Raw genomic sequence first — 15,552 nt, 5'->3', positions numbered from 1 at the left:
GGTCCCGGCGCTCCTGACGTGCTGTGTCACCGCTTGTAACAGTAGCTCGGGACTTGCTGCCTTCTGAGACACATCATGCTCCGGCTGCCGGGCCCCCTCCACCGCTTCGGCTCCCGTTAAGTGGACAGGATCCGACAGACACCTCACCATCCCCGTCTACCGGGTGGGCTCAGGCTCGGTAGCTGGCGCGGTGCCACGAGCAGCCGCCGCGCTGGCGGTCGTCGGTGGGGGCGTGGCGGTGGTGGCGGAGGGGAACGCAGTGGCCACGACCGCAGCGGCTTTCGCGGCATCGCTGGCCGGAGCGGTTCCGGTCGACGGCTCGGGGTCGGTCCGGGTCTTGGTGTAGACGTAGTGCTGGATGAGGGTGCGCAGCTCGTCGACCAGGCCGTCGCCACCGGCGGCCAGCTCGGCGAGCCGGTCCGGGGCGTCGGCGAGTTGCGCCGTGATGGCCGGGCCGAAGACCTGCGCGAAGCGGTCCGGGTCGTCAGCCTGCGCGATGGCACGGAGGTCGGGGTGCGCGCACAGGCGGGCGGTGGCCTGGTTGAGCCAGATCCGCTCGTCGCGGGTGAGGGCTGCCGCGAGTTTCGGCACCAGGGTTCGGATCTCGTCTTCGGTGAGCACGACGCGCAGCGTCGCGGCCGAGTCCGGACCGGGCCGGTGGGGTCCAGCAGCGGTCGTGCCCGTGACGGGCGCGGGCACCGGCGTGGCCCGGATGGTGTCGTGGACGGCCCGACGGGCGGCGTTGAAGAGGTTGGCTCGCCAGTCGGGGTCGTCGCACTTGAGGAAGATCGCGACGGACAGGTTGGGCTGGTCGGGGTCGCCGAGCATCGCGGTGAGCGCCTTGTCGAAGGTGGCGGCGAACGCGGCGATGTCGTCGTGGGCGCGAGCGGCGGCTTGCAGCGTGCCGGCGTTGGCGACGCGGTGAAGTCGACTGGACAGCCAGGTGCGTTCGTCGTCGGTGAGGCTGTTGCGTATCTGGTCGGGCATCCAACCGTCGTCGAGCGTGACCGGTACGGCGGGGGTGCCGGCGGCGTTGACCGGGACGGAGTCGAGGTCGGCGATCGCGTCGACGGCGGCGGACACGGCGCGCATCCGGCGCCGGGTGTCAACGAGTTCGTCGTGGCGGGCGAAGGGCTGGCCGAGCTGCGTACGGGCGCGGTCGATCTCCTCATTTTGGCGGGCGATGTTGGCGACGAGCTGGCCACGCCGGGTTTCCAGAGAGGCCAGGTGGTGTTCGAGGCGGCGGACCAGGCCGGTGGCGTCGCCAGTGGTGGCGTCGGTCAGCGACATCTGGGTGGTCATGCCGGAGTCGTCGTTGACCATGAGGGATACCAGGATCCCGTCCCGGCCGTTCCAGACGGTGACGGTGACGGCGAAGCCGCCCAGCTCGGCCAGCGGTACCTGGTCGCGTTGCTCGGTGGAGCCGAGGCCGGCGGCAGCGGCGGTGAGGGCGTGTTGCAGCGCGCGGCCGGCGTCGGGGCGCTTGTCGAACTGGTGGCCGGTGACGGTCATCCGGAACTTGTCGCTGCGGATGTCTTGACGCCGGGCGATCGTCTGGTCCAGGGCCTCGATGCGCCGTTCGTCGACGGTGATCCACTGGTGCAGCTCCCTGATCTGCTTTTCCAGGGCAGCATGGGTGTTGTGGTGGGAGCGGTTGGCCCGTTCCAGCCGGGCCAGCTCCATCCCCAGCTCTTCCTTCTCGATGAGCAGGGGGTTGCCGGTGGCGATCGCCTTGATCTGGTGGGCCTGCAGGGTCTCGTCGGAGACGTCCTCGATCTCCCTGGCCTCCGTGCCGCGCATCATTTGGTCGATGAAGCCGCCCTTGCGGGCCACGGTCTGCCAACTGAAGGCGTCGAAGGAGCCGGTGACGACGTATCGGTAGATGCTGACCTCGTCGTTCTGGTTGCCCTGACGCAGGATCCGGCCATCTCGTTGGGTGATGTCCGCTGGCCGCCACGGGCAGTCGAGGTGATGCAGGGCGACGGCCCGGTTCTGGATGTTGGTGCCGGTGCCCATCCGGCCCGTCGACCCGATGAGCACCGAGACGTCGCCGTTGCGGCAGGCGGCGAAGAGATTGGCCTTTTCCTTGTCGCTGTCTGCCTCGTGGATGAACCGCACGGACTCGCGGGGCATCCCCAGGTCGACCAGCCGTTCCCGCAGCGCCTCGTACGCCGTCCACCGGTCGGGATCCTTCGGCTTCGGGGTGCCCAGGTCGCAGAAGACGATCTGCAGGGCGCCCGGCGTCTCGTGCTCGACCGGGTTGTCGGCGTCCGGGTTGGCCAGGTAGCGGGTTTCGCGGTGGGCCTGCCAGATCTCGGCGATGTTGCGGGCCGCCACGTCGATCTTGCCTGGGGTGTTCTGGGCCAGGCCGAGCAGCCGCAGGTCCAGAGACGCCGCCCGCGCCTCCCCGGAAATCTTCAGGATGTTGTCGATTTCCCGCTCGCGGGGGTGCTGGCGGCACCACTCGACGCGGTCGTCGAGGGTGGCGATGAAGTCGACCAGCTCGGGCGCCGGGTCGATCGTGATGACGTGCGGGGCCCGGTGGCCATCGGCGTTGACGGTCAGCTGCGGGGTGGGCAGTTGCAGGTCCTCGGGGGTGCGGATGTCGCCGAAGTTACGCAGCATCAGCGACAGCTCGGCCGCGTTGGTGTACTTCGCAAGCCGTGACTTGGTCTGGAAGCCGCTGCCGGTGGGCGAGATCTCCACCGACGTGACGACCTTGCCGAACACCGACGCCCAGGTGTCGAAGTCCATGGTGCCGGTGGCTTCGAGCAGGTCCGGCCGTAGGTGGCGGGTGACGACGTACAGTTCCCGCACGCTGTTGGCGATCGGGGTGGCGGTGGCTCCGCACACCACCCGCGGCCCGTAGCGGCGGCGTAGGTAGTCGAGCTTGGCCCGGAAGTCGACCGCGCGGTCCGAACCGTCGTTGCTGGCGTCGACGATGCTGGAGGTGATCGTGTCGTTCTTCAGGTCGTGCCACTCGTCGCGGAAGACGAAGTCGATGCCGGTCTGGTCGAACGTCACGCCGGGGTCGGTCGGCTTGTCGAATTTCTCCTTGATCTTCGACTCTTTGCGGACCAGCGCGCCTTGCAGGCGTTTGACGGCCGCGTTGCGGCCGGGGTCTTCGCCGTTGGCGACGGCCTGCGTGTGGGCTCGTTCGATCTTGTTCCGGAGTTCCTTCAGCTCGCCGTCGAGGAAGCGTCGCTGCTCGTCGTCGGAGAGCCGTAGCGTCTCGAAGAACGACGCGGCCATGATGACGGTGTCCCAGTTGCCGGTGGCGCAGCGGGCCACGAACCGCTGCCGGCGGGCGGCGCTGGTGTCATCCTGCCCGGCGGCCAGGACCCGGGCCTGCGGGTAGATCTGGAGGAACTCCCGGGAGAACTGTTCGAGCAGGTGCGTCGGTACGACGATCGCGGGCTTGTTGACCAGCCCGAGCCGTTTCAGCTCCATCGCGCCGATCGCCATCACGGCGGTCTTGCCGGCGCCGACGCAGTGGAACAGGCCCACTCCGGGCTCGTTGATGATCCGGGTGACCGCCTCGATCTGGTGCGGGCGAGGCTTGAACTCCACGGAGATGCCGGGCAGGCTGCGCTGCACGCCGACGTACGAGCGGGGTACGTGGGCGTTGAACATCCGGTTGTAGGTGGCCGCGATGCGGGCGGCTCGCTCCGGCTCCTCCCAGACCCAGGACTCGAACCGCTCCTCCAGCTCGACGGCCTTGGCCTGCGCGGCGGCGGTCGCGTCCACGTCGAGTGCCCGCTTGCCCTTCTCGACCTCGTAGAAGACCCGGATCGGGGTCTTGGTCAGCAGCCGTTGCGCCAGCTCCGGGGCGGACATGCCGGCGGTGCCCCAGGTCGACCGGGCGAGGACGCCGGTCCGGCTGCCTTTGACCTGCCAGTCCGATCCGCCGGGATGCGACACCCTCAGCTGCGGATCCTGCAGGATCTCCTGAAGGAAGGCCTGGACTTCGGTGTAGTCGATGAACGGTGCGCCGAAAGACACCATGATCTCGCCGGGGCCGACGTCACGGGGCAGCACCCGTTGCAGGGCACGGACGTTGACCTCGAACCTCGGGTCGTCCTCGGCGGCGATCAGCGCCTGGTCGAGCTTGGCGCGGACGTTGTCGGACAGGTACGCGGCGGCTTCGACCAGCCGGCGAGTGCCGGGATCGTCGTACACCAGCTCACCGAGGGCTTCCCGAGCCTGGATCTCGTCGACGCCGAGCAGCCGGGCGATCTCCGGCAGGACCACGGCGCCGCGCTCGTCGAGGCAGATCGCCAGCGCGTCCTCAGGGCTGTCGGCACCCAGCCGGGGAGCCCGGGGCAGGATGACCCGCTTGCTGAAGATGTCCGCCTTGGTGGCGGTGCGGGTGTCGTCGTTGAAGTTCTCCAACGCGAACACCGTGGCGGCGTACGGGTCGGTCGCGCGGAACTTCCCCATATCGGGGTAGTTGCGGTACTGCTTCGGCTGGCCGGTCTCCTCATCGAGGATGGTTTCCAACTCGCCGGTGACCTTGTTGCGCTGGCGTCGGGTGTAGGTGTCGTACCGGTTGAGGAAGCCGTACTGCTCGACGTAGGCGTCGTAAAGGGTGTTGAGGCGGATCCGCAGGAACGCCGCCGAGCCAGCCGGCGGACCGTCGGGGTGCTCGTCGCCGTCGTCGAGCGAGGACGACTCGGCTTGCAGCAGCGCCGTCACGGTGTCCCGCATCAGCAGCAGCGCCCGCAGCTCGTCGGCTTGGGTGGCAGGCACCTTGTGCTCGACAACCTGCCCGGCCACGACGGTGGTGAACGTGCCGTCGTCGAGCGCTTCGATGTGGCCCTCTTCGCGGCCGACGGCGGCAAGAACCGCGATCGGCGCGGCCGGGCCGGTCTCGACGCGGGGGGTCAGGGTCAACCCGGCGAGGCGAGCCTCATCGACCACGTCGGCCAGGACCCGGGCCAGATCGGTGGCGGTGTCGCCGGTGCCAGTGACGACCAAGTCGGCCGCGTTGTGGGCGCCCCGGCCGACGGACAGGTCGCCGAGAATCCGGTCCGGCCGGCGGGCGAAGAACTCGTTGACGTGGATGGTCTCGCCGCCAGGTACGTCGATCTCCTGGATCTGCTCCCAGGCCACCCCTGCCGGCTCCCGGCCGGGTTCACGGCGGCGCAGGATGAGCAGGTCGGTGACGACCTTGGTGCCGGCGGCGGCCTCGTGCGCGCTGGTCGGCAGCCGTACGGCAGCCACCAGGTCCGCCAGCGCGGCCATCTCCCGCCGGGCGGCCGGGTTCGCGGTGTCCATCGTGTAGCGGGAGGTCAACGCCACGACCAGCCCACCGGGCCGGGTCAGATGCAGGCCCTTGATTAGGAAATGGTTGTGGATCGAGTGCTTGCCCGGGTTGTGCCGCCGGTCGGCCAGCACGAACTTGCCGAACGGTACGTTGCCGATCGTCAGGTCGAAGGCACCGGCCGGCGCGCGGGTGTCCGCGAACGACTCCGTGCGGATGGTGGCGTGCGGGTAGAGCGCAGCGGCGATCCCGGCGGTGACCGGCTCCACCTCGACTCCCGTCAGCCGGGCACCGTTGGGCGCCAGGCCGATGAAGGTGCCCGACCCGCAGCCGGGTTCCAGCACGTCACCGCCCTCGAACCCGAGGCCGGTGACCGCGTCCCAGATGGCCCTGACGTACGCGGCGTCGGTGTAGTGCGCGTTCAGGGTGTTGCGCTCGGCCGCCGCGTACTCCCGCTCGTCGAGCAACTGCCGGAGCTGCTCCCGGGCCGCCGCGAACCGGGCGTGGTCGCGGTGGTCGGCGCGGCCCTCGAACACTCCGGGCACCGCACCCCACCCCGACCAGCGGGCCAGCACCGCCTGTTCCTCAGCGGTCGCCGGTCGGTCCTCGGCTTGAAGGGTGCGCAGGGTACGCAGCGCGGCCAGGTTCGCGTTGAGCCGGGCCACCTCGCCCCGGGGCGCCAGATCCTCCTGCCCATGAGGCAGGAACGATGGCGGCCGGTCCGGATCGGAGGCCGGCGTTGGCGCTGCCGTCTCCGGCGGTGCGACCGGCTCCACCGAATCGGTTGGTGGAGCCGGCTCGGCCGGTTCGGTGGCCGGTGGGTCGGCTGCTAGCTGCGGGCTGGCGGTTCGCTGTCGTCGTTCATCGCGGCTTCCTGCTCCGCGATCTCCTGCCAGCGCGGATCGGTCGGGTCCTCCACCATCGGAATCCAATCGTCCGGCGCCGTCTGCGTCTCCACCGCCGCGCCCTGTGTCGCCGTCGGGGTGGTCTCGTTCGTCTCCGGGTCGATCAGGATCAGCTCCGGCAGCACCTGCTCCTCGGCCGCCATCCGGGCCTCGTTGAGCCGACCCAGCTTGTCCAGGTATCCCTCGCCGGCCGGGTCCGGGCCGGCCAGTTCCCTCGCCAGCTCCTCGATCAGTTGGGCCGCCTGCTCCCCCAAAGTCGAGAAGTAGCTGTTCAGGTCCGTCCCCTCGGCTATCAGCGCCGCGTACCGGTTCGGCAGGAACGTCTGCCAGTGCCGCTGAGCTTGCGCTCCGTACCGGTTCATCCTCTGTCTCCGTCTCTGCTGGCCCTGTGGTCGGCTGCTCGGTGTCAGGGCCAGCTGGCGGACCGGTCGTGGTCGCGGCGCCGTCGAGAACCGCCGGCACCGGTGCCGGGCCCGCCGTCTGCGGGGTCACGGCCGGTCGGGGCGCTGCTGGCGTCGGATCGACCGGCACACCGAGCCGGCCGGCGGCGTACGCGGCCAACGGCTCAGCGATCTCGTCCGGCTGCCCGCTCAGCATCGCCTGGACCGACTGGGCGGCGACCTCCCGGCCCGCCGCCGTGGTGAAGGTACGCGCGGCCCAGTCCACCCGGCCCGTGACCACGACCTCCACCAGCGGCCACGTGTCCTCGCCGCCGGGCGCGATGGCCAGCACCGGCCCCGGCCGGTCCGGGTGGCGGGCCACCGCCGGATCGAGCACATGAAACGCCCGAGCCGCGGAGCGTCGCCCGTCGGCGCTGCCGTCCTCGTCGACGACCACGGCGACACCGGCCGCCGTATCCGCCCGTGCGGTGAGCGCCGCGACCTGGGGCCCGGTCAACGCCGGCCCGCACGCGGCCACCGCCAGCGGCGCACCCCCGCGTTCGGCCAGGGTGATGGCCTCCAACGCGGTCCGGGCGACCACGGGCCGGCCCGTCTGGTCGGGCTGCTCGGCGAGCCCGAACAGCACCTCGGCCGGTCGGAAGACCGCCGTCGCCGGGCTGTGCAGCACCGGCACCACGTCCGGCACGCCGGGTGGGGCGTAGCCGGTGAAGCCGACCACCGGCCGGTCCGGATCGCGGTGGTCACGGATACCGACCATCACCCGGTTGCGGAACCGGTCGACCAGTTGCCCGCTGCGGCCAGTCGCGGCGAGCCCGGACGCGCGGATCTCCACATCGGTGAAGCCCTGCCGCCGAAGCTCGTTGACCAGCGCCGCCGGCCGGTCCGGCGCGTACCCGACCGTCCACTGGCCGTCGACCGGCACACCTTGAGCGGCCAACCACCGGGCCGGCGACGCGCCGTCGGGTCGGTCGAGTTGGGCGCGGTAGAACTCGGCGGCCACGCGCTGAGCGGCCAGCAGGCGTTGTCGCCGCGCGTCCGGCACCGGCGACAGGCGAGGCGGGCCGGTGACCTGAGCGGCCAGCGACCCGGCGCGGTCCCGCAACGCGGCGGTCCGGTCGACCGAGGCCGCGACGCGCTCAACGATCTCCCGCGCCGGCTGGTGCGGTGCCGGCATCAAGGCCGGCCGTCGTCGGGTTCGGTGGGCAGCAGCCCGCGCGTCCGCAACGACTCGAACAGGCGTTGATGGTGCTCCAGCACAGCGGTCAGATCATCGATCTGCGATTGCAGCCCGGCGGCGACGTCGTCGGGCAGGCTCTCCGCGTCCGGCGCGGCCATCGATACAGCGGCGTCGTCAGCCATCGCTCCCCCATGTGATCGCTTGATCACCCACCCTAGTCAGGATGGCGAACGGGATCGACGCCTGTATTGCCAGCGGCGGCTCCGATGCCGGATGCCGCGGAACCATCGACAGAGGCAGCGAATCGGTCCGGGTGCACAGACTGCTGCCGGGGCGTACGTCGGTCGGGCTCTCCAATATCGACGCCTCCGGCGGGGCCTCACTCGGAGATCCGGCCAGGGACCACCGGTGCCAGGTAGTTGAGTGGTCACCGGGGGTGGGTTCTCCCCGCGCCGGCCGCCCAGAGGGCTACCAGGTCGGAGCCGGGGCGGCCAGGCCAAGCCGCTTCGCGGTCGGCTACGCCGAGCCTGGCCACCCCAACTCCGACCTGGTCGATCGGAGATCGGCCGACACGAGGAGAACCCACCCGTAAACGAAGGGCCGAGCATGACGGCGGCGGTGTACATCATGCAGGGCTAGAAGTAGGAGCTGACGTCTTCTGTCGCTGCGAAGGGGTCCAGCGAGTCTCCGGAGGTCAGTACGTCGCGGCTTTTGCCGTGGACTCTGGCGAGACCGTTGGGGACGACCCGGTACACGTTGCGGGCGCGATATCGCTCGTCGAACGAGGTCTGAGGAACGGGGCGTTTCGCCAGGTTGAGCAGGCCCATGTTGACCAGCTCTGCGAAGCCCTTGCCGCGGGTTTCGTCGCTCAGGTCGTAGCGTTCCCGCCCAATGCGGGGAGAGATCCACACAGCTTCGCCAGTCTTGCCGCGTTCCTCATGCAATGCAGCGAGGTACATGGCGATCGCCGCGCCGGAGAGGTGGCTTATCCATCCTTCGGTCCAGAGTTCGCGTTTGAGCTGTACGTAGAAGTGCTTCTCCCGGTCGGTCGAGTGCTTGCGTTTCCTGGACACGAGCGGGCCTGGTGCCTGGTACGCCGCCCCTGAGCCCGCGTCGTCGAGCATGTGGATCCGGGCAGCCTCACCCGGCCGGTGCTCCAACGCGAGGAAGTTCTCGTCATGTAGCCACTTAAGCGCCTGGTGGATGCGGCGGGCGCCGGCGGCGGACGGGCTGGACAACCCGAGCAGCGACGCTAGCTGCTGCGCGGGGTAGCCGAACACCGGATCGGGGCGGCCGCGGGCCAACCAGAGCAACGACAGGAACAACTTCAGCCGGGTGGCTCCACCGCGGCCGCCGCCACCGCGCAGGATCCGCGCCATCGGCGGGGGCTGCTCGGTCAGATCTGTCCGGGCGATGAAGCGCCACCGTACGGCGGCGCCAGCGGCGCCAGCGTGGCGAGCCGCTTCGCGCGCCGTCTCCAGCTGGCGAGGGTCTCGCTGGAACTTCAGCTCGTCCGAGTTCAACTTTCACCGCCCACACCGCTCTACCAGTTTGAGGAATACCCTCCTTGTAGGTCTAAAGGTAGGGGTCATGCCGCCGTTACGCAAGTAGAGCTAAGCCCGTCGTAAACGTATGGCTGAAAGGAAACCGGCGGGGTTCATGGCCTGAGATTGGCCTGGAATGGTTTGCGTAAGCGACAGCGTCGATGCTACGGTCTGTCCAGATCGAAACCGAGGACAACTGCAACCGTTTCCACACGGTAGGTGGGCACGGATGTCAGGAGGATCCGGCGGAGGTCAACGGGAGTAACTGCGGACCCTTCTACCAAGCGATGACCAATCGTTCGGGTATCCGCGACCGCGGCGCATGGTAGGCGTCTCGCTTCCGTCGAAGGGCCCCGTGGGCGTCCACGGGGCCCTTTCGCATGCCTCGCTCTACCTCGCCCGCCCGCCGGTCATTGCGGCTCGCCCGCAGTAGACCGCAGGACGGCGAGGAGCGGTAAGTGGGGCGGACCCGCCGGCCCGCGTGCGAACGCCGGATGGTGGCATCGGTCAGGGTGGCGAATCGCGCTGGCGGCTCCGATGATCAGGTCACCCGACCTTCTACAGCTCGGCGAGGATGCGGGCGCGTTGCTCGGCGTACTCGCCGTCGCTGATCAACCCTTCGCGGTGAACGGTGGCCAGCTGCCGAAGCCGGTCGGGCACCGAGCCTGGTGGAGCGGCTGTCGGGTCGGTGTGAGGGTGACTGAAACGGTTGTCGGGATCCGACCCGACAACTCCGTTGTCGCTGTGCAAGGCGTCTGGGGTCACCAGGGCGTCGACGGTCCCGGCGATCGACCAGAAGCACTCGTCGAGAGCGGTGGCGCTGCTGGCTGCGGTGGTGAGATGCCGCAGGGTCTCCGGGTCGCAGTCCAGCACGGCGCTCAGACGCGTGCGGTGATCGGTGGTGGGCACGAGACGACCGGCGAGGATGTCCATCATCAGCGTGGCCGCGATGTCCGCCCGACTGGCCAGCTCGGTGGGGGAAGCGCCGGCGAACTCTGCGTAGACGCAGAGGTAGCGGGCCAGTGCCCGCCGGACGGCGGGGGCCTGCGGGTCGATGGTGGCCACCAGAAGCCCGAACCGGATTCGATCCCGTCCAGCAGAAGGTTTCGGCAGGTCGATGATCGGCTTGGAGCGCAAGCCTGGTGCGGCGATCAGTTCGAGCGTGACGCACTGCCGGGCGTACTCCTCCCGGATTGTCGCGACCTCGGCGGCGACGGCGCGGGCCTGGAACAGCTCTTGCCTGGTCTGGTGGAACTGGGCTTCGAGCTGGTTGGCGCGCCGCAGCTCGTGGTTGCGTCCGTTCTCCGAGGCACGGAGGTTGTTCAGGTAGCGTGCGGTCTCGTCCTTGAGCCGCTCCTGTAGCCGGGCCAGTTTGCGTTGGAGGACCTGGACTGACGGCTCGCTCTCGGGAACGTTACGCATGCCAGGCTTGCCCGGTGGCCGGCTGACCGGCCCCTTGTAACCGTCAGGCAGGTTGCCGCGAGCGCACTGGTACCAGCCCGCCGCCAACGCCCGGATGCTGTCGGTGTCGCAGGTGTCCGGGAGGCACGCGATGATCAGTTCCGTCATCTCCCACGTCGGACCGAGGCGGTAACGGCTGAGCTGCTCGGACAACTTCTGTCGGCTCAAGCCGGGAAAGTCCAGACGGCGCATCCGCGCAATGCGGATGACCTGCGCCTGGCCGCCTACCCCAAGGTAATCGTCGATCAGGCTGCGCACGTAGAGGGTGTACTCGGCGGCATCGGGGTTGGTGCATCGCTGACGGATGGTGGACTCGTCGACCACGTAGGGGCGGGTGTTGCGGCGCGTGACGGCGCGGCGGTGGCCGGTGCTCATGCGATCGTCCTTGAGGCACGAGGTTGAACCGACAGCGATCGATGCTGTCGGGAGTCTGTCCGGAGCTCTATCCCGACATGAGAGATGTCGAGGACAGTTATCCGTGCCGATCGGTGCTGACTGCCTGGTCGGTCAGGGTGCTCCGTGCAGCTCGGTTGGCCGCCTGATCAGCGCGGGGCACCCGCCATCTCTACATTGTGCGAGAGGGCGGTGACAACATGCATTACTACGCGAGGTGTCAGCAAGCTGCGACCGGCGCCATCAACAGTCTGCTGACACGGCTGACCGTGCGACGAGAACGACGTGCCAAACCTCCTGTGCGTCCCGCCCGTCACCAGCCCAAACACCGCCATCCCCGCCCGTGGAGGGTGCGCCCCCGGCGTTGATGCCCACCTCGGAGCGCCCATATCGTGAGATAAGAGGACTCGGTGCGCGTAGCCGAGGTGGCACCTCAAGCCACTGGTCAGGTGGGCGGCGAGTGGCTGTGGTCTCGTGCTGCTCGGCGAGCACCGCGGTGCTCGCCGAGCAGCCGGCGGACTTGCGTCAGGCTGCCCAGGGACCGAGGCTCACGACCAGCACGATCACGAGGATCTTGATCACCACTGCCTGGGGAAGCCGCAGCCGGAAGCTGATCTCCACCACTTGTTCGCCCTCCTTCGCAACCGCCGTGGAGCCGGACCCGGATACCGCGGTTACTACCTACCGAAGACCCGCGTCCGACGTGCGAGGGGCTTATGCGCCAGGCGGGTATCGGGTGTTCAACAGGCCGAGGGCTGGCTGGATCAGATTCTCCAGAATGAGGGCGTCGCTGGCCGGGTTCCGGTTGCGGATTCGAGTCCGGCCGGAAGGCCGTTGACCTCCGGTAACGTGGTAGCACCGCTGGTGCTACCGGCGAGGTAAGCTAGGGTCATGACCGCGAAGCGTTCCATCAGCGTCCCGGACGACGTCGCGCAGTGGCTCGACGGCCAGCCCAACGTCAGCGCCGCCATCACCGCGGCCGTCCGCGCCCAGATGGCCGGCGCCCGGCTCGACGAGGCGCTGCGCCGGGCGGGCATCGAGGTCACCGACGCTGGCAAGGCCCGCTGGCGTGATCGCCTTGCCACCCCCATTCCTGACGAGGCCTTGGCCGAGGGGCAGCGCATGCTCGACGAGGCAGCGTGAGCGGCGACCAGGTCGCCGTCGTCCTGGATGCCACCGCACTCGTGGCGTACGTCGACGGGCAGGTCGCCGTCGGTGAGCTGATCGCTGAGGTCGTCGACGAAGGCCGCACGATCGGCGTGCCCGCCGCCTGCCTCGCCGCCGCCTACGCCGCCACCAGCAGCGAGGTCAGCGCCGCCCTGCTCACCCTCCTGACCACCACCCCGGCCGTCACCGTGCTGCCCCTCGGCGTCGAGCCCGGCATCGACGACGCCCGCCAGGTCGGCGTCCTCGCCCGCGCGGCAGGCGGCGACATCGCCCTCGGCCACGCCGCCCGCACCGCCATCGCCCACCAGGCGCACCTGGCCACCACCGCCCCCACGCCGGCCGCCGCTGTCCTGCCCGCCGGCTGGAGCATTCTCGACCTCAACCAGGCGTAAGCCGTCGGCTTCCCAATGGTGATGCGCGGGTACGCCTGCCCGCAGGCCGCGTCCCGGATCCGGTGGTAACCCGGGCGGCTCCTACCGCCGAGGTGCGGGCCGGGCCGGGTTGTAGCGCGCGTTGCGGCGCTGCGGTGGTGCGCTCGGGGTGCGTGCGGTCCATGGCCGTGTCGCGAGAACGGCAAGCACATCGCACCGGGAGCTGATCCACGCCGCGGTGTCCGGGCACGTCCACGAGGCGAGGTCCAACGCCTTCGTGTGCAACTCCCTCAGCGGCCGATTGTAGATCGGCTCATGATGGGCGATCCGGTTGCGGAACTCATGCAGGTCAGCGACCGGATTATGAACCTCGCGACGTAGCTGCTTGCTCGGCCAGGCGTTGCGCAGGTGGGGCCACAGGGACCGGTCGTAGGAGCTGATGAGCAGGTAACGCCAGAACCCGAAGGTGAGTTCGGCGACGACCCGTCCGGGTGTTTCCTGCCGGCCGTCGCGGGTGGCCCGCCGGCGCGCTTCCGCTATCTCCTCCCGACGTCGGGGAGCGAGGACCTGGCCAGGGTCGAGGTACCAGCGTGGTTCCCCGTGGGCCTGGGTGGACCAGTCGGTTAGCTGCCGGTGCATCGCGTTGCGGATCAGCACCTCAACATGCCCCAGCGTGATCCAGAAGACGCCGCTCATCTTGGCGTTCCACTCGTACAGCGCCACAGCCTGGTCCAGATCACCGCCCACAGCGGCCTGGTAGGGGCCCAGCCGCTCAGGCGAAAACCGCTGCTCCAGCAGCCGTGCTGTCGCTTCAGGCACGCATCCAACTCCCAGACCGAGGCCAGCGCCCGGATCACCTGGCGCGCCGGGGCACAGCGTAGGACGCTGACGACCCGCCACCATGCCGGACGTGCTGAGAAGGCGGAGAAACTGGAATGGCGCCCACCTGAACCGGTGAGCGCCATCCAAAGTTAGAGCCAGAACTCCGGTGGCCCGAGGGCGCCCAGAGCGTTCGCCGTCATTCTACTACGGTCACGCGATCTCCGGGGAACGACCACCACTCGGTCACGGCCTCATGGCTTGAATCCGTCGACGTACACGGCGGTCGCGTCGTCGGAGCACTTATTGCGCCGCCACCTGGTGGCCTGCGGATCCTCTGCCTCGGCCTCGCGGACCAGCGCGATCAGCTCCGCCGGCCCATCGGCACGCAGCAGCTCCAAGGCGTTCGGCCAAGAGAGCAGCCCTAGAGTGACCGCCCGTGCGGCCCCATCGCTGAGAACCGCCACCCTGGTCTGCTCGCTGACTTGGCAGGAGCCGGTAAGGGCGTGTTCAACGACCTTGGGATCTGCCTCCGCTATCCAATATCCGCCGGGAACGTTGCGCGCGGCCAACTCGGCGTGCTTCATCGCGAGCAGGGCTGCCGTCTTTCCCGGTGATCCGATCGGGTGCCGGTCCGCCTCAGCGCGTTCGGCAGCAGCCGTACGACTCACTCGGTCGTCCGTCACGACGTTCAGTTTCCCGCCCTGATCAATCACTAGCGAGACATCTCCGAGGACCAGGTACTCAAGGCCACCGGGGCGGAAACGAGCTAGGCCGATGCCGGCCGACGGCGTACCTGGATGGTCCAGGTCGCACGTGTCCTGGTGCTCTGCGGCCACTCGGCTGATCGCCTCAGCGAGCGCTTGCGGCAGCGGTGTTGAGCAGTCACGGGCCAGATCGACGACGGTGGAGCCAAGTCTGTGGGCGTACCAGGTCACGCCATGAATGCACCCTGTCTCTGTGCGGGCAGTAGCGCCATCCAGCACGGCCACCAGGCGTTCGTCAGCGTGGACCCAGTCTTCGTTGTCTCGGCCGACGCTGCCTGGATCGCTGGCGACCAGCACCCGCATGTGGCTATGCCCCTTCGTGCCGAAAGATCGGAGTCAGCAGCTCGCTGGTGATGATTTGCCGGCTGGTTGCGTCGAAGCGACAGCCGACCAAGGCAGACCAGCGCCGTCCACGCACCTCGCGGTAGATGTCGGCCAGGTGGCCCTCCAGATAGTGGGCAGCCCCAGCGGTTCCGGGACCGTGGATCCCAGCTAGGTACAAGAAGGTTCCCTTGCCGTCAGGCCGCGGAAGCCGGCCGATGTAGGCAAAGTCCATCGACTCGCCACTGTCGCTGGGGGATCGGTATTCCTTGCCAGCATTCTTGTCGATCAGGTACCAGCCTCGCTCGTCAACGGCGAACCCTAGGTGCTCGTCGGCTTCGAGGACCTGGCCCACGAACGGCAGCAGTCGAGGGCTTGTAAGGACGATCAAGTTCGGCCGGTTGAGGTTGACCATGCCCGGCGGGGGCACGATCTCATGATCAGCGCTGAGCCCGACGGACCTGGCCAGTTCGGCGATGCGGTCGTAGGCGGCTAGGGCCTCGGCGGACAGCACTGCGAGTGGCTTGCCGTCCGCTCGACCTGTCTCGTGCTTACCGCCGATGGCGACCGTCAGCCTTCCAGCCCCAAGCAGGGCTCGCTCGGGTCGTAGGCCAGCGGACAGCAGTTGGGAAACCCGCGACCGGGACATGCCCAGCGCCTCTGCGATCTGCAGCTGCGTCATGCCGTCATGTAGAAGCCCTTCGAAGATCTCGCGCCTCTCGCGGGAGAGCTCGGCGATCGTCATCTGGTGGTCGTCGATCAAGCCATTGATCTTGCGCGCTCGTTCAAGGCGATCTTGAGGCGTTGCCGCCTCCTGCGGGTCTGGCACGGCTTACTCCACTCCGGGTGAGGGGGCTAACCAAGAGCTTAGGCGGTTAGCCCGAATGGCAATCGGCGGGCGATTCAGGGGCCTATCAAGATTGTTCGATTCAGGGGGCTTGACCAAAGGTATGGGCTGTGGTG

12 protein-coding genes and 1 pseudogene are annotated in these 15,552 nt (G+C 68.9%); 4 read left to right on the top strand and 9 right to left on the bottom strand.

Going from position 1 to position 15,552, the window contains the following annotated elements:
- Positions 1–156: 156 nt before the first annotated feature.
- Together VAB18032_RS29725 and VAB18032_RS33115 are read right to left on the bottom strand one after the other, a co-directional pair.
- Positions 157–6,039 carry a DEAD/DEAH box helicase family protein gene (locus VAB18032_RS29725; protein WP_244881205.1) on the bottom strand — a complete coding sequence of 1,961 codons (5,883 nt, stop codon included), beginning with the start codon at positions 6,037–6,039 and terminating at the stop codon, positions 157–159.
- Positions 6,040–6,092: 53 nt separating this feature from the next.
- Positions 6,093–6,530: a TnpV protein gene (locus VAB18032_RS33115; protein WP_013713139.1), complete on the bottom strand. Its 438-nt coding sequence runs from the start codon at positions 6,528–6,530 to the stop codon at positions 6,093–6,095.
- Between the two features lie 68 nt (positions 6,531–6,598).
- Here VAB18032_RS33115 and VAB18032_RS33110 point away from each other — a divergent pair, with 68 nt between their 5' ends.
- Positions 6,599–6,949, top strand: coding sequence for a hypothetical protein (locus tag VAB18032_RS33110; protein ID WP_013713138.1), 351 nt, complete (start codon positions 6,599–6,601; stop codon positions 6,947–6,949).
- An 87-nt stretch (positions 6,950–7,036) separates the two neighbouring features.
- On the top strand, positions 7,037–7,270 hold the full coding sequence (locus VAB18032_RS33105) for a hypothetical protein (RefSeq protein WP_244881204.1): 234 nt from the start codon (positions 7,037–7,039) through the stop codon (positions 7,268–7,270).
- Here VAB18032_RS33105 and VAB18032_RS33630 read toward each other — a convergent pair.
- From VAB18032_RS33630 to VAB18032_RS30285, 4 genes and pseudogenes are all read right to left on the bottom strand, one after another.
- Positions 7,234–7,743, bottom strand: a pseudogene (locus VAB18032_RS33630) (hypothetical protein); the annotation flags it as partial. The gene VAB18032_RS33105 and the pseudogene VAB18032_RS33630 overlap by 37 nt on opposite strands.
- Positions 7,743–7,928, bottom strand: a complete 186-nt coding sequence (locus tag VAB18032_RS31995) for a hypothetical protein (RefSeq protein WP_148272434.1) — start codon at positions 7,926–7,928, stop codon at positions 7,743–7,745. The pseudogene VAB18032_RS33630 and the gene VAB18032_RS31995, both read right to left, overlap by 1 nt.
- Before the next feature lie 453 nt (positions 7,929–8,381).
- A complete protein-coding gene (locus tag VAB18032_RS29705; protein WP_013713134.1) occupies positions 8,382–9,269 on the bottom strand; it encodes a hypothetical protein in 888 nt (295 codons plus the stop codon).
- 579 nt (positions 9,270–9,848) lie between these two features.
- Positions 9,849–11,126, bottom strand: coding sequence for a hypothetical protein (locus VAB18032_RS30285; protein WP_013713133.1), 1,278 nt, complete (start codon positions 11,124–11,126; stop codon positions 9,849–9,851).
- A 909-nt stretch (positions 11,127–12,035) separates the two neighbouring features.
- Between VAB18032_RS30285 and VAB18032_RS29695 the strand changes: the two genes are divergently transcribed.
- Positions 12,036–12,287: a hypothetical protein gene (locus VAB18032_RS29695; RefSeq protein ID WP_013713131.1), complete on the top strand. Its 252-nt coding sequence runs from the start codon at positions 12,036–12,038 to the stop codon at positions 12,285–12,287.
- Positions 12,284–12,703, top strand: coding sequence for a hypothetical protein (locus tag VAB18032_RS29690; RefSeq protein WP_013713130.1), 420 nt, complete (start codon positions 12,284–12,286; stop codon positions 12,701–12,703). The genes VAB18032_RS29695 and VAB18032_RS29690 overlap by 4 nt, the downstream gene beginning before the upstream one ends.
- 81 nt (positions 12,704–12,784) lie before the next feature.
- On the opposite strand, the gene VAB18032_RS29685 is transcribed toward VAB18032_RS29690, so the two are convergent.
- From VAB18032_RS29685 to VAB18032_RS29675, 3 genes are all read right to left on the bottom strand, one after another.
- Positions 12,785–13,501: an Abi family protein gene (locus VAB18032_RS29685; RefSeq protein ID WP_244881209.1), complete on the bottom strand. Its 717-nt coding sequence runs from the start codon at positions 13,499–13,501 to the stop codon at positions 12,785–12,787.
- 254 nt (positions 13,502–13,755) lie between these two features.
- A complete protein-coding gene (locus tag VAB18032_RS29680; RefSeq protein ID WP_013713128.1) occupies positions 13,756–14,571 on the bottom strand; it encodes a protein phosphatase 2C domain-containing protein in 816 nt (271 codons plus the stop codon).
- Positions 14,572–14,575: 4 nt separating this feature from the next.
- Positions 14,576–15,418: a sigma factor-like helix-turn-helix DNA-binding protein gene (locus tag VAB18032_RS29675; protein WP_043726521.1), complete on the bottom strand. Its 843-nt coding sequence runs from the start codon at positions 15,416–15,418 to the stop codon at positions 14,576–14,578.
- Positions 15,419–15,552: the final 134 nt, after the last annotated feature.

The sequence above is a fragment of the Micromonospora maris AB-18-032 genome, assembly GCF_000204155.1.
In the GTDB taxonomy this organism is placed as follows: Bacteria; Actinomycetota; Actinomycetes; order Mycobacteriales; family Micromonosporaceae; genus Micromonospora; species Micromonospora gifhornensis.
This window is presented reverse-complemented; position numbering and strand designations above follow the sequence as displayed.

What these genes read in the sequence shown, in the direction of transcription:
- VAB18032_RS29695 (WP_013713131.1), top strand. Translation starts at nt 12,036, where the DNA reads ATGACCGCGAAGCGTTCCATCAGCGTCCCGGACGACGTCGCGCAGTGG.
- VAB18032_RS33115 (WP_013713139.1), bottom strand. Translation starts at nt 6,530, where the DNA reads ATGAACCGGTACGGAGCGCAAGCTCAGCGGCACTGGCAGACGTTCCTG.
- VAB18032_RS29680 (WP_013713128.1), bottom strand. Translation starts at nt 14,571, where the DNA reads ATGCGGGTGCTGGTCGCCAGCGATCCAGGCAGCGTCGGCCGAGACAAC.
- VAB18032_RS30285 (WP_013713133.1), bottom strand. Translation starts at nt 11,126, where the DNA reads ATGAGCACCGGCCACCGCCGCGCCGTCACGCGCCGCAACACCCGCCCC.
- VAB18032_RS31995 (WP_148272434.1), bottom strand. Translation starts at nt 7,928, where the DNA reads ATGGCTGACGACGCCGCTGTATCGATGGCCGCGCCGGACGCGGAGAGC.